Source organism: Rhodococcus sp. OS5, from assembly GCF_056837585.1.
In genome coordinates this window covers 5,313,048-5,325,100 of sequence record NZ_CM166368.1, presented here as the reverse complement: position 1 = coordinate 5,325,100, position 12,053 = coordinate 5,313,048, and the positions used below count along the sequence as shown (strand labels likewise).

Annotated in this window: 14 protein-coding genes; 10 read left to right on the top strand and 4 right to left on the bottom strand. The window is 60.8% G+C overall.

Going from position 1 to position 12,053, the window contains the following annotated elements:
- The first annotated feature begins 48 nt into the window (after positions 1-48).
- The 3 genes from ACVZUB_RS24815 to ACVZUB_RS24805 are packed head-to-tail and all read left to right on the top strand — an operon-like array spanning position 49 to position 2,236.
- Positions 49-831 (top strand): enoyl-CoA hydratase, encoded by a 783-nt coding sequence (locus tag ACVZUB_RS24815; protein WP_054781517.1) that lies wholly within the window; start codon positions 49-51, stop codon positions 829-831.
- A gap of 60 nt (positions 832-891) precedes the next feature.
- Positions 892-1,752 (top strand): SDR family NAD(P)-dependent oxidoreductase, encoded by an 861-nt coding sequence (locus tag ACVZUB_RS24810; RefSeq protein ID WP_042925046.1) that lies wholly within the window; start codon positions 892-894, stop codon positions 1,750-1,752.
- Between the two features lie 10 nt (positions 1,753-1,762).
- On the top strand, positions 1,763-2,236 hold the full coding sequence (locus ACVZUB_RS24805) for a MerR family transcriptional regulator (RefSeq protein ID WP_482627851.1): 474 nt from the start codon (positions 1,763-1,765) through the stop codon (positions 2,234-2,236).
- A gap of 6 nt (positions 2,237-2,242) precedes the next feature.
- Here the strand turns inward: ACVZUB_RS24805 and ACVZUB_RS24800 are convergent, their stop codons facing one another.
- Positions 2,243-2,752, bottom strand: a complete 510-nt coding sequence (locus tag ACVZUB_RS24800) for a MarR family winged helix-turn-helix transcriptional regulator (protein ID WP_058037691.1) — start codon at positions 2,750-2,752, stop codon at positions 2,243-2,245.
- Positions 2,753-2,846: 94 nt separating this feature from the next.
- On the opposite strand from ACVZUB_RS24800, the gene ACVZUB_RS24795 reads away from it, so the two are divergent.
- Positions 2,847-3,815 (top strand): NAD(P)/FAD-dependent oxidoreductase, encoded by a 969-nt coding sequence (locus ACVZUB_RS24795; RefSeq protein ID WP_037125744.1) that lies wholly within the window; start codon positions 2,847-2,849, stop codon positions 3,813-3,815.
- Here the strand turns inward: ACVZUB_RS24795 and ACVZUB_RS24790 are convergent.
- Both ACVZUB_RS24790 and ACVZUB_RS24785 read right to left on the bottom strand, forming a co-directional pair.
- Entirely contained in the window at positions 3,773-4,693 is a 921-nt protein-coding gene (locus tag ACVZUB_RS24790) for a TIGR01777 family oxidoreductase (RefSeq protein ID WP_050656413.1), read from the bottom strand. The genes ACVZUB_RS24795 and ACVZUB_RS24790 overlap by 43 nt on opposite strands.
- Positions 4,690-5,367, bottom strand: coding sequence for a TetR family transcriptional regulator (locus ACVZUB_RS24785; protein WP_333836956.1), 678 nt, complete (start codon positions 5,365-5,367; stop codon positions 4,690-4,692). Before ACVZUB_RS24785 ends, ACVZUB_RS24790 begins: the two co-directional genes overlap by 4 nt.
- 145 nt (positions 5,368-5,512) lie before the next feature.
- On the opposite strand from ACVZUB_RS24785, the gene ACVZUB_RS24780 reads away from it, so the two are divergent.
- Positions 5,513-5,917: an EVE domain-containing protein gene (locus tag ACVZUB_RS24780; RefSeq protein WP_030535154.1), complete on the top strand. Its 405-nt coding sequence runs from the start codon at positions 5,513-5,515 to the stop codon at positions 5,915-5,917.
- 12 nt (positions 5,918-5,929) lie between these two features.
- Positions 5,930-6,376, top strand: a complete 447-nt coding sequence (locus ACVZUB_RS24775; protein ID WP_003940281.1) for a MarR family winged helix-turn-helix transcriptional regulator — start codon at positions 5,930-5,932, stop codon at positions 6,374-6,376.
- Between the two features lie 6 nt (positions 6,377-6,382).
- Here ACVZUB_RS24775 and ACVZUB_RS24770 read toward each other — a convergent pair whose 3' ends face one another.
- Positions 6,383-7,036, bottom strand: coding sequence for a TetR/AcrR family transcriptional regulator (locus ACVZUB_RS24770; protein ID WP_214924381.1), 654 nt, complete (start codon positions 7,034-7,036; stop codon positions 6,383-6,385).
- Positions 7,037-7,132: 96 nt separating this feature from the next.
- On the opposite strand from ACVZUB_RS24770, the gene ACVZUB_RS24765 reads away from it, so the two are divergent.
- The 4 genes from ACVZUB_RS24765 to htpG all read left to right on the top strand — a co-directional run bounded on the left by ACVZUB_RS24765 (position 7,133) and on the right by htpG (position 11,997).
- Positions 7,133-7,594 (top strand): MaoC family dehydratase, encoded by a 462-nt coding sequence (locus ACVZUB_RS24765; RefSeq protein WP_042453553.1) that lies wholly within the window; start codon positions 7,133-7,135, stop codon positions 7,592-7,594.
- 28 nt (positions 7,595-7,622) lie between these two features.
- On the top strand, positions 7,623-8,795 hold the full coding sequence (locus ACVZUB_RS24760) for an acyl-CoA dehydrogenase family protein (RefSeq protein ID WP_285182080.1): 1,173 nt from the start codon (positions 7,623-7,625) through the stop codon (positions 8,793-8,795).
- A 9-nt stretch (positions 8,796-8,804) separates the two neighbouring features.
- Complete coding sequence (locus ACVZUB_RS24755; RefSeq protein WP_482627850.1) at positions 8,805-9,938, top strand: acyl-CoA dehydrogenase family protein; 1,134 nt, start codon at positions 8,805-8,807, stop codon at positions 9,936-9,938.
- 130 nt (positions 9,939-10,068) lie between these two features.
- Positions 10,069-11,997: a molecular chaperone HtpG gene (gene htpG, locus ACVZUB_RS24750; protein WP_054781209.1), complete on the top strand. Its 1,929-nt coding sequence runs from the start codon at positions 10,069-10,071 to the stop codon at positions 11,995-11,997.
- Positions 11,998-12,053: the final 56 nt, after the last annotated feature.

The following is a 12,053-nucleotide window of genomic DNA, read 5'->3' as shown; positions in this document are numbered from 1 at the left end:
AAGTGCAATGTGTTTCGACTTTTCTCTACCGGAAATAACGTGAGTGTCATGACTGAAACGCACGAAGAAATCTTGATCATCCGTCGTGGCGAGACCCTCGACGTCGTGTTCAACCGGCCGGAAAAGCGCAACGCATTGACCCCGCAGATGTACGACGCCATTGCCGGAGCCTGCCGGCGCGCCGACTCCGACCGCGAGATTCGGTTACTCACTCTCCGAGGTGCGGGGGGAGAGGCGTTCTCGGCGGGCTCCGACATTGGCCACCTTCAAACCTTCTCGAGCTTTCAGGACGGGCTCGACTACGAAAGCCGGTTCGTCGGCGTACTGACCGAACTCGAGAAAGTGAGGGTTCCCACCCTCGCGGTCATCGACGGTGTGTGCGCGGGAGCAGGGCTGTTGCTGTCGGCAGCGTGCGATGTGCGGATCGCGACGCAGGGGTCACGCTTCTGCCTACCGATCGCGCGCACACTCGGAAACTCGTTGTCGATCCATTCCGTGGCGTTGCTGGCGGACAGGATCGGCAGTTCGCGTCTGATGTCGTTGATCGCTCGGGCTGGGGTGATGTCGAGTGGCGAGGCTCTGCGGAGCGGCTTCCTCAGCGACTGTGCAACAGAGTCCGAGTTCGCGACCCTGACGGCCCAGGTATCTCGCGATCTACTTGCCGCCGCCCCGATGACCGTCTGGACTATTCGGGAGTCCCTGCGACGCATCAGAACCCGAGTGATTGCCGACAACGATGATCTGATGAGCATGATCTACAGCAGTGACGACTTCAAAGCCGGCGTCGACGGTTTCCTTCGCGGGGAACGACCGCTCTGGGCCGGCGTGTAGTTCGGCGGTAGAACCACAGGCTTGCGTTGGAGCGCGCTCTAACCCCTAGCGTTGCCGACCATGACAACAAAGACCTGGATCATCACCGGAGTTTCTCAGGGTTTCGGCCGTGAACTCGCACTGTCTGCACTTCGATCGGGCGACGCGGTAGTCGCTGCAGTTCGTCGTCCCGAGTCCGTTGCAGATATTGCGTCGGCGAATCCGGATCGGTTCTCGGCGGTGACGTTCGACGTCAGAGACACCGCAGCGGCTCCGGGCGTCGTCGAATATGCGCTCGAGCGCTTCGGTCGCATCGACGTGCTGGTCAACAATGCCGGTCGTGGGATGGTCGGCGCGGCGGAGATGGTGGACGATTCGACCTTGCGGGATCTGATGGAACTGCACCTGATCGGACCCGCCGCGTTGGTGCGCGCCGTCCTCCCGTCGATGCGAGTGCAGGGCAGCGGGACGATCGTGCAGATGAGCAGTCAAGGCGGCCGTATGTCGTTTCCCGGTGTCGGGGCGTACTCGGCGTCGAAGTTCGCTCTCGAGGGTTGGTCGGAGGCTCTCGCCGGTGAGGTCGCGCAGTTCGGCGTTCGGGTGATGATCGTCGAGCCCAGCCGATTCCGTACAGCATTCAACACGCCTGGCGTTCTGAGCTTCGCCGAATCATCATCGGAATACCGTGATTTGCTGGATCCCGTTCTGCGGGACATGGCGGCCGCAGACGGTGTTCAGGAGGGTGATCCGGAGAAAGCAGCAGAGATCATCACCTCGCTTGTGCACAGCGAGAATGTGCCACTTCGTCTGCCACTCGGAAAGGAAGCCGTGGAGCGTGTCTCCGCGTCGTATCGGAAGAATCTCGCCGAGGTATGCGTCTGGGCCGACCTGGCTCGCAGTGCAGACTTCGCGGATGCTGCCGGCCCTGTCCGCCCGTTCTAGGCTGAGAGTCATGGCTACGGAAGACTTGATGCGTAAGGCACTCGAGGCACTTGGGGAAGTGGACGGGCCCATGTCGATCGAGGTGATTCACCGACTCGTCGATGCAGGGGACGTTCAGGAGCCGATGTCGATCGCCGAAGTCTCGGACCTGCTGGATGTCTCGGCACATACGCTGCGCTACTACGAGAAGATCGGTCTGGTCGAGGTCGATCGTGACTCGAGCGGACATCGTGTGTACGGTCCGGAATCTGTTCGCAGGCTGGTGTTTCTGACCCGCATGCGCATCTCGGGTATGGCGATTCGCGACCTGCAGCACTACGTCGAACTGGTCGACGCCGGTGAAGGGACAATTCCGGAGAGGCTCGACATGCTGCTCGAGCGCCGAGACACCGTTCGTCGGCAGATCAAGGAGCTCACGTTGTCTTTGGCTGCGACGGAGTACAAGATTGCGACGTACGGCGGGCGGACCGGAGAGCAGGAGTAACCCCGATTACTTGCCCGGCATTCGATTCAGCCCACTTTCCATGGATACTGCCAGTCGCTCGAGTGCGGCAAGGACCTTCCCCCGGTCCCGGCCGAGTTGGGTGAACAATTCACCGTGAGCGGCGAGTTCGCGAGGAAAGACGTCGTCGACGACAGCGTTTCCCTGGACCGTCATCGTGATCAGTGCAGATCGCCTGTCTTCGGGATTGCTTGTGCGGGAGACGAATCCTCGCTTCTCGAGTCGCGCGAGTGCCTTGCTGACCCCGGCCCGAGACATACCGAGGCGTTCGGCGAGACGAATCGCGGTGACCGGTTCCTCGGCGTATCGAAGTGGCACAAGCAGTTCCACTTCCGACACGGTGAGATCCGCGGTTTGGTATACCGGTTCGACTGCTAGTTCGAGAAGCGCCGTAATCCGTTTGAGTTGCGCGACTACTTCCATGGGCGAGGTGTCGAGGTCGGGATTGTTTTCGGCCCAGAGGTTGCAGGTACGGGAGCGGAGTGTTGGTTCGTTCACGATTCCTCAACTTTGTTAACCGGTAAACAAATTTGCTAGATTGCCAGAATAGCCCACCGTCTCGGGTGGGACGATCTGCGGACTGGGGGAGCACATGAGGTTCGACGTGGTGATTGTCGGTGGCGGTGCGGCGGGGTTGAGTGCCGCGCTTGTTCTGGCTCGTGCTCGGCGGCGAGTGATGATCGTCGATGCAGGTAACCCGCGCAATGGTGTCTCCGAGCACCTGCACGGGTACCTGACGCGGGATGGTGAGAGTCCTACGCAATTACTTGCGGCCGGCCGCAAGGAGGTTCTCGAGTACGGCAGCGAAATGACGACTGGCACCGCAATCCGAATCGAGCGCACGGACGACGGTGGGTTTCTTGTGCAAACCGACGCGACTGCGTCGCTGGAGGCACGGACTGTTCTGGTTGCTACTGGGTTACGTGACGAGCTGCCGAACATCGCTGGGCTGCAAGATCGCTGGGGCGTCGACGTTCTGCATTGTCCCTACTGTCACGGGTACGAGGTTCGAGATTCCCCGATCGGTGTGCTCGGTGGTGGCAATAGGCCGTTCACCATTCATCAGGCGTCGTTGGTGCGTCAATGGTCGGAGGATGTCGTCTTCTTTCCCAACCGTATCGAGCTGACGGGAGCCGAACGGGAGCGGCTGATTGCCAGGGGGATTCGCATTGTCGAAGGCGATGTGGCTGGCGTGTCGGTTGGCGATGGTAGATTGGACGGCGTCGAACTGGCCTCCGGTCAGGTAATTCCGCGAAGCGTAGTGTTTGTCGGCCCACGGTTTGTTCCGCGAGGCGATCTGTTGACTGACCTGGGGTGTGAAGCCGACGAAAATGGTTGGGTGGTAACTGATCCTGCAGGCAGCACAAGTGTGCCTGGAGCCTGGGCCGCGGGGAATGTGTCGGATTCTCCGGCGCAGTTGATCACCGCCGCCGCTGCCGGATCAAAGGCTGCGATTGCACTGAATCACTATCTGCTCGAGCAGGATATCGTGCGAGCGGTTGCGATCGCAGCCGAACTTCAGCCGAGTGAAACCGGAAGCAACCCTCGCGGGGTCTCTTGAGCGATCTGGTTCAGCGCAGACTCCAACGTCGGAAATTGATACTGGAAGCCGCTGTCCGCGAGCACCCCTGGTGAAACCCAGCGACTCTTCGTTACCAGTTCAGCCTCGGTGCGGATGATTCGTGCGCCGAACTCGAGCATCCAGCCCGGCGTCGGAAACCCGTATTGTCGGCCAAGTTTCGCTCGTACCATCCGCATCATGTCGGTGTTGGTTACCGGATACGGGGATGCGATATTGACCGGGCCTGAGATCTCCGGATTCTCGTAGACGTGGATGATCGCGCGAATGACGTCGGCGATGTGAATCCAGCTGAACATCTGTCGGCCGTCGCCCATTCGTCCGCCGAAGCCCATTCGGGCGAGGTTGACGAACGGATTGATCGCCCCACCGCCGGCTCCGAGGACGATCGACATCCGAAGTGCCACTTTGCGAACAGGCGTTGGGGCTGAGAACAATTCGTGTTCCCACGCTCGCGCGACCGCTACGGAGAATCCCTTTCCCAGCTCTCCGTTCTTCTCGTCCATCGGTCGATCTCGTGCGTCTCGGTAGATCGTGCCGGTACTGGCATTCGCCCAGAGTGAGGGTGGCTGCGGCGTGCGGGTCAGCGCACGACCCAACAGTGCAGTCGTTTCCACTCGGGAGGAGAAGATGTCGTCGGCATTGCGCTTGTTGTAGCGGCAGCTCACGGAGCGGCCGGCGAGGTTGACGAGCAGATCCGTGCCGCTGAGTACATCGGCGACGCCGTGCTCGTCGGACCACGTGGCATCGCTCGTTCCTCCCCGGCCGATCGTCCGAACGTCGACCCCGTTGGATTCGAGCGTTCGAAGAAGGTGTTGGCCTACGTAACCCGACGCACCACAGACAACAACGGTCTTCATGGTTTTGTGTTCCCCTCTGCAGAAACGACTTTTGTCATCAGGGCGGCGACATCGCCGACCAGACCTCGTGCCACTGGCAGCCGGGCGAGTGTGAGCGCTTTGGCGATGATCGGTACCAGGCCGTCGACCAGGGATCGGGTGCGCGTTTGCCCCGGAGACGAGTCGGTGACCCAGTGCAGCGTCACGCCCAGATAGCTGAGCCACAAGAGCGTGGGGAGCTGGGTCTCCAATGACGCCGGAGTCTTCTGCTTCGACGCCGCCAGTGCTTCACGCATCAGATCGACGGCCATCGATCTCGCATCGGTCGACTCGGCCGAGAACGGGCTGGACGGTGATGCGGTGGGCAGTGCAACGTGCAGAAACGCGCTACCGAAGCCGTGATAGGGCCCCATGACATCGAGTCCGGTGTGCAGAACAATCCTGAGATTTTCTGTCAGTGACCCACCTTCGCGAAGGAGTGGAAGCGCCAGAGCGCGGTGATCGCGTTGGATGACGAGATACAGCTCGTGAACCAGTTCGTCCTTACTGGCGAAGTAGTAGTAGGCGTTCCCGAGCGAGACCTCTGCCTCATTTGCGATCTTGCGCATGGTCGTCGCTGCGAAGCCCTCGTCGCGGAAGAGCCGCAATGCTGTTTCCACCAGCTTTTCCCTGGTCTCGATCCCGCGACTACTCATCGACACTCCTTCTTTGAACATGTTCAAGTGCAGCGTACGCCCTGGAGTTGAACACGTTCAAGAGTGGATCTGTTGCGTGAAATATAATAAGCGCGCATACTAAATGTATGAATGAATGTGCTTTCGGTTCGCCAGGGGGCCGGCGATGAATGCCTGGTTAGGGGTTGTCTCTGCCGAACATGTGCGTCGCGCAGTGGATCTCGGTATCGCACAGATCGGGCACGGAAAGAGAGCTGGTTTGGTACGGATGAAAGCAGGTGACGTGCTTGTCTATTATTCGCCGGTCGAGTCCATGGGCGACCGAGATCCGTTGCGCGAGTTCACAGCTCTCGGTGTGATCGAAGAGGGTGAGATCTGGCAGGCGGACGAGGGGTGTTTCAAGCCGTTTCGGCGGCGAGTTCGGTACGAACAGTTCAACCCCGTTCCTCTCGACGCAGTCCGGAGTCGATTGGCGCTGACCTCGGCACCGAATTGGGGGTATCAACTCCGGCGTGGCTTGATTCCGTTGGATGACAACGACGTCGAGGTTCTGCGTTCGACGACGAGCTGACACACTGGCGCTGTGGCGAAGAAACTGGAAACCGACTTCGAGGACGCGGACGAGAGTCCCGGTCTGATGTTGTGGCGTGTCACCAATGCTTGGCAAGCCTCGATTCGCGCGGCGCTGCGACCTTTCGACCTGACCCACGTACAGTTCGTTCTGCTCGCAGCACTGACCTGGCTGGATGCAGAGACGCCGATAACTCAACGCGGTCTTGCCGAGTACGCGCGCACCGACGCGATGATGACGTCACAGGTGATTCGGACCCTCGAATCCAAGGGGTTTGTCGAACGACGGCCACATCCGACCGATGCTCGTGCTCGCTCGCTTGCCGTCACGCCGGTGGGTGCGGCCTTGGCCGGCAGGGCGAACCGCGCGGTGGAATCTTCGGACCGGGAATTCTTCGCCGCTCTGGGGGATCGTCAGGCGGCCTTCGTCGCGATGCTCGGCGCGCTTGATCGACGGTAACAACCCTCAGTTTCGAGGAGGTTGCTCTGTAGTTCTCTGCAGCAGTGCGTATTTGGCGTCCAGCCCGTCCAGCAGGGATTCCAGTGCGAGTTCGAAGCTGGCGCCGTCGATCTCGGTGGCACGCTCACGCAACAGGTGTGCTCGTGTGAGGTGCGGGTAACGCTCGGCGTAGATAGCGGGATCGTCCACGAATCCGCCGGAGAACGTTGCCGTCGCAGCACCCATGACCACGTACTTGACGGAAGCGCCGATCAGCGTTGCCGTGCGCTGCGGCCATCCGGCGCGCACCAGGCCGCCGTGGATGGCGTTCGCGCGATCGAGGGCGATGGGCCTGACGCTCGGACCGTAGGCCAAGTAGGGAACGATATTGGGATGCTTGCCCAGGGCGGCGTGGTAGGACCGCGCCCACGTGCGTAGCGCGCCGCGCCAATCGTCGGAGTCGAAGCCGCTCACGTCGACGGACTCCATGATGACGTTCGCGACGTCGTCGAGTAACTCGTCCTTGTTGGCGTAATGGCTGTACAGCGACGGTGCCTGTACGCCGAGAACAGTGGCGAGTTTGCGCATCGAGAAGTCGGTCAAACCGTGCTCGTCCACCAGTTTCAGGGCGGTGTCCCTGATGATCGGCTTACTCAGTAGTGGAACCCGCGGTCGCGCCATCGGCCAGAACCCTTTCGTCTGAAAGTACTGGACAACCTTACACTGTGAGTTTATTATCCAATTAACCTAACAGTGTTCGGGAACGTGGAGGATCAGATGACACGGGTGTTCGAGAACAAGTCCGATCTCCTGGGGGCGGTCGGTGAAACGCTGGGCTCGAGCGAGTGGGTCGAGGTCACCCGCGAGATGGTCCATCAATTTGCCGACGCGACCGGTGACCATCAGTGGATTCATGTCGACGACGAAAGAGCCAGGCGCGAATCACCTTTCGGTGGACCAATTGCGCACGGGTATCTGACGCTCTCACTCCTGCCGCTTCTGTCGAAGTCCGTGTATCGCATCGACGGCGCGAAAATGGTCATCAACTACGGGTCCGACAAGGTTCGATTCCCGAGTCCGGTGCCAGTCGGGGCCAAGGTTCGAAATACCGCAGTGCTCTCCGCGATCGAAGAGTTGCCGAACGGCTCGCTGCAGAGTCAGATCACCAACACCGTCGAGATCGAAGGCGTGGGCAAACCTGCCGTCGTTGCGCAGACCGTCGCGCGAATCTTGTTCTGAAATCCTGCAAGAAGAAAGCAGACTCCACATGAATCTCGAACTGACCACTGAGGAAGTTGCGTTCCGCGAGGAGATGCGAAAGTTCTTCACCACCGAATTCTCGCCCGAACTTCGAGCACGTGCAGCCGGATTCGGAAAGCTGACTCGTGAGGACATCGTTGCGGGTCAACAGATTCTGAACGCACACGGGTTGGCGGTTCCACACTGGCCGGTCGAATGGGGTGGCAAGGACTGGACTCCGGTTCAGCGCCACATCTATTCCGAGGAAATGCAGTTGGCGTCGGTACCCAACCCGTTGCCGTTCAACGTGAGCATGGTTGGGCCCGTTATCGCTGCCTTCGGTTCGCAGGAGCAGAAGGAGAAATTTCTCCCCGCTACGGCCAACGCCGATATCTGGTGGTGCCAGGGTTTTTCGGAACCAGAAGCCGGTTCGGATCTCGCTTCACTCAAGACGGCCGCTGTCCGTGACGGCGCGGATTACATCGTCAACGGTCAGAAGACGTGGACTACTCTCGCTCAGCACGCCGAGTGGATCTTCTGTCTGGTTCGCACAGATGCCAGTGCCCAGAAGCGGCAGGCCGGAATTTCGTTCTTGCTCATCGATCTGGCAACTCCCGGCATCACGGTTCGCCCCATCAAACTGATCGACGGCAGCGTCGAGGTCAACGAGGTGTTCTTCGACAACGTCCGCGTACCTGCGGAGAATCTTGTCGGCGAGGAGAACAAGGGCTGGGACTACGCCAAGTTCCTGCTCGGCAACGAACGCACGGGGGTCACACGGGTCGGGTTCTCCAAAACCCTTGTCGCCACGGCAAAAGAGAAGGCGCAGGAGGTCCGCGTCGGAAAAGGCACACTCCTCGAGGATCCGTTGTTCGCGGCTCGGTTGGCTGAGTTGGAAAACGAACTGCTTGCACTGGATCTGACTCAACTGCGAGTTGTGGCGAGTTCGGCAGACGGAAAGCCGAATCCGGCATCGTCGCTGCTCAAGCTCCGTGGCTCCGAATTGCAGCAGGCGGCAACGGAATTGCTGATGGATGTTGCGGGTCCGGACTCGTTGCCGGTGAACACGGCCGAGATCGACTCGCCGGAGTGGGCGCAGCAGGCGGCGCCGCGCTACCTGAACTACCGGAAGGTTTCCATCTACAGCGGATCAAGTGAGGTGCAGCGCTCCATCATTGCCTCCTCGATCCTCGGATTGTGAGCATCTGACATGAATTTCGAACTCGACGACGAGCAGACGATGCTTCGCGACACGACGCGTGAATTGCTCAACCGCAGCTACGACGCGGAGAAGCGCAACGCCACCTCGGCTACTGACGAGGGATGGAATGCCTCGGTGTGGAAGCAGTTCGCCGAGCTCGGGTTGCTCGGCCTGCCATTCGCGGAGGCCGACGGCGGGATGGGCGCTGGGCCGGTCGAGACCATGGTCGTGATGACCGAACTGGGCCGCGCGCTTGCACCCGAGCCGTATCTGGGTGGTGTTCTGATCCCCGGCGGTTTGATCGCGGCTGTCGGTTCGGCAGATCAGCGGGCGCGGCTCCTGCCGGCGCTCAGCGACGGGACCACTCTGTCGGCCTTCGCGCATACGGAACCCGGCACGCGCTGGCCGGTCGCCACTGTCACGACCAATGCATCGCAGGAGGGATCGGGGTGGACGATCACCGGCGTCAAGAACCCGGTTCTGCAGGGCGACAGCGCGCACGTCGTGATCGTCAGCGCCGCACTTCCAGGCGGCGGCACCGGGCTCTTCCTGGTGGATGCGGAGGGCTCAGGTGTCACACGGAGCACGTACGCCACCCACGACGGCCGTCGCGGTGCGCAGTTCACGTTCACCGATGCCGCGGCCGAACAGCTTGGTGAGGGCGGCGATGTCACGGAGGCGATCGTCGAAGCAGAGGTTCGGGCGCAGGCAGCTCTGTGCGCCGAGGCGATCGGGATCATGACCGAAGCTCTGCGACTGACGACGGAATACCTGAAGCAGCGCAAGCAGTTCGGTGTTCCGCTCGCGAAGTTCCAGACGCTGACTCATCGTGCGGCCGACATGTACGTGGCGCTCGAACTGGCGAGCAGCATGAGTCTGTACGCCACCATGGCCATCGCCGACGGAGTGATCGATCCGACCATCGCGTCGCGAGCGAAGCTGTCTGTCGGTCGCGCCGCGCATCAGATCGGTCAGGAAGCAATTCAGATGCACGGTGGTATCGGTATGACAGCCGAGTATCCGGTCGGGCACTACGTCTCGCGGCTGGTGGCCATCGAACACACTTTGGGCGCATCTGACGATCACCTCAGGGTGCTGGCCGCCGGCGTCTCGAACTATTCGATGGTGAACGTCACCGAGTAGATCGGTGGTGAAGATAACGGGAGGTCACGCGCAGGTCGCGTGGCCTCCCTTGTCTGTGCGGGGGCCGACCCGCGGTATTCGCGGTCAAGTAAAATTCCTGTGATCAGTCCGAGAAGAGAAAGGGATCGAAGTGACCGCGCATACCGAGCAGCTCGAGTTCCAAGCAGAAACACGTCAGCTGCTGGATCTGATGGTTCATTCAATCTATACGAACAAGGACAGCTTCCTTCGTGAGTTGATCTCCAACGCTTCGGACGCGCTGGACAAGCTCCGCCTCGAGTCGTACCAGGACAAAGACCTCAACGTCGACGTCTCCGATCTGCACATCGAGATCGACATCGACAAAGCGGCGCGCACCCTCACGATCCGCGACAACGGCATCGGCATGTCGCGTGACGAGGTCGTCGACCTGATCGGCACGCTCGCCAAGTCCGGCACCGCCGAGGTACGTCGTAAGCTCAAGGAAGCCAAGGATGCAGCGGCATCGGAAGAACTGATCGGTCAGTTCGGCATCGGTTTCTACTCCACGTTCATGGTCGCGGACAAGGTCACGCTGCTGACCCGCCGTGCCGGTGAAGATCACGCGACGCGCTGGGAATCGACCGGCGAAGGCACGTACACGCTCGAGCATGTGAACGAGGCACCGCAGGGTAGCTCCGTGACCCTGCACCTGATGCCCGAGGATTCCGAGAACGGCCTGCACGACTACACGTCGGAATGGAAGATCAAGGAACTGGTCAAGAAGTACTCCGACTTCATCGCGTGGCCGATCCGCATGGATGTCGCTCGTACGTCGACGCCGGCCGAGGGCGAGGAGCCCGAGGTCACCATCGAGACCGAGACGATCAACTCGATGAAGGCGCTGTGGACTCGCTCCAAGGACGAGGTGTCCGAGGACGAGTACAAGGAGTTCTACAAGCACGTCAGCCACGCCTGGGACGAGCCTCTCGAGGTCATCCCGATGAAGGCCGAAGGTACTTTCGAATACCAAGCGCTGCTGTTCATTCCGTCGACGGCGCCGTTCGATCTGTTCATGCGTGAGCGCAAGGCCGGCATCCACCTCTACGTCAAGCGCGTCTTCATCATGGACGACTGCGAAGAGTTGGTGCCCGATTACCTGCGCTTCGTCAAGGGCGTGGTCGACGCACAAGACCTCTCGCTCAACGTCTCTCGTGAAATTCTGCAGCAGGACCGGCAGATCGCTGCCATCCGTCGTCGTCTGACCAAGAAGGTCCTCTCGACCATCAAGGACATGAAGGCGAACGAGCCGGAGAAGTACTCGACTTTCTGGACCGAGTTCGGACGCGCGCTCAAGGAAGGCCTGATGGCCGATGCCGACAACCGCAAGACGCTGCTCGACATCTCGTCCTTCGCCTCGACCAACAGTGAAGAGGGCGTGACCACTCTCGCCGAGTACGTGGAGCGTATGAAGGACGGTCAGGAACAGATCTACTTCATGACCGGCGAATCTCGTCACCTCATCGAAAGCTCGCCGCACATGGAGGCTTTCAAGGCCAAGGGCCTCGAGGTTCTGGTACTTACCGATCCCGTGGACGAGATGTGGGTCGACGCAGTCTCGGACTTCGACGGCAAGACCTTCCAGTCGATCGCCAAGGGCGAGGTCGACCTGGACACCGAGGACGAGAAGAAGGCGGCCGAGGCCGAGCGCGAAGAGAAGGAAAAGGAATTCGGCGCGCTACTGACGTGGCTGACCGAAACCCTGTCCGACGACATCAAGGAAACGCGTCTCTCGACGCGACTGACCACGTCGGCTGCCTGCATTGTCGGCGACGCGTTCAGCATGTCTCCGACGCTCGAGAAGATGTACAAGGCTTCGGGTCAGCCTGTTCCACACAGCAAGCGCATTCTCGAGCTCAACCCGGAGCATCCGCTTGTCTCGGGTCTGCGGGAGGCGCAGGCCGCCAATGACAATGCAGAGAACCTGACGGAGACGGCTCAGTTGCTCTACGGCATGGCGTTGCTTGCCGAGGGCGGCGAGCTGAGCGATCCGGCGCACTTCACGCGCCTGCTGGCCGATCGTTTGGCCCGCACAGTCTGATCTCGTCTAGCTCGCTCGAACTCCCGGCACCCACCTTCATCGGTGGGTGCCGGAAG

Excerpts from the sequence above, each read along its gene's own strand:
- ACVZUB_RS24770 (WP_214924381.1), bottom strand. The coding sequence starts at position 7,036 with ATGGCGCGACCGCGGGTTCCACTACTGAGTAAGCCGATCATCAGGGAC.
- ACVZUB_RS24805 (WP_482627851.1), top strand. The coding sequence starts at position 1,763 with ATGGCTACGGAAGACTTGATGCGTAAGGCACTCGAGGCACTTGGGGAA.
- ACVZUB_RS24780 (WP_030535154.1), top strand. The coding sequence starts at position 5,513 with ATGAATGCCTGGTTAGGGGTTGTCTCTGCCGAACATGTGCGTCGCGCA.
- ACVZUB_RS24815 (WP_054781517.1), top strand. The coding sequence starts at position 49 with ATGACTGAAACGCACGAAGAAATCTTGATCATCCGTCGTGGCGAGACC.
- ACVZUB_RS24790 (WP_050656413.1), bottom strand. The coding sequence starts at position 4,693 with ATGAAGACCGTTGTTGTCTGTGGTGCGTCGGGTTACGTAGGCCAACAC.
- ACVZUB_RS24785 (WP_333836956.1), bottom strand. The coding sequence starts at position 5,367 with ATGAGTAGTCGCGGGATCGAGACCAGGGAAAAGCTGGTGGAAACAGCA.
- ACVZUB_RS24810 (WP_042925046.1), top strand. The coding sequence starts at position 892 with ATGACAACAAAGACCTGGATCATCACCGGAGTTTCTCAGGGTTTCGGC.
- ACVZUB_RS24795 (WP_037125744.1), top strand. The coding sequence starts at position 2,847 with ATGAGGTTCGACGTGGTGATTGTCGGTGGCGGTGCGGCGGGGTTGAGT.
- ACVZUB_RS24755 (WP_482627850.1), top strand. The coding sequence starts at position 8,805 with ATGAATTTCGAACTCGACGACGAGCAGACGATGCTTCGCGACACGACG.
- ACVZUB_RS24765 (WP_042453553.1), top strand. The coding sequence starts at position 7,133 with ATGACACGGGTGTTCGAGAACAAGTCCGATCTCCTGGGGGCGGTCGGT.
- ACVZUB_RS24760 (WP_285182080.1), top strand. The coding sequence starts at position 7,623 with ATGAATCTCGAACTGACCACTGAGGAAGTTGCGTTCCGCGAGGAGATG.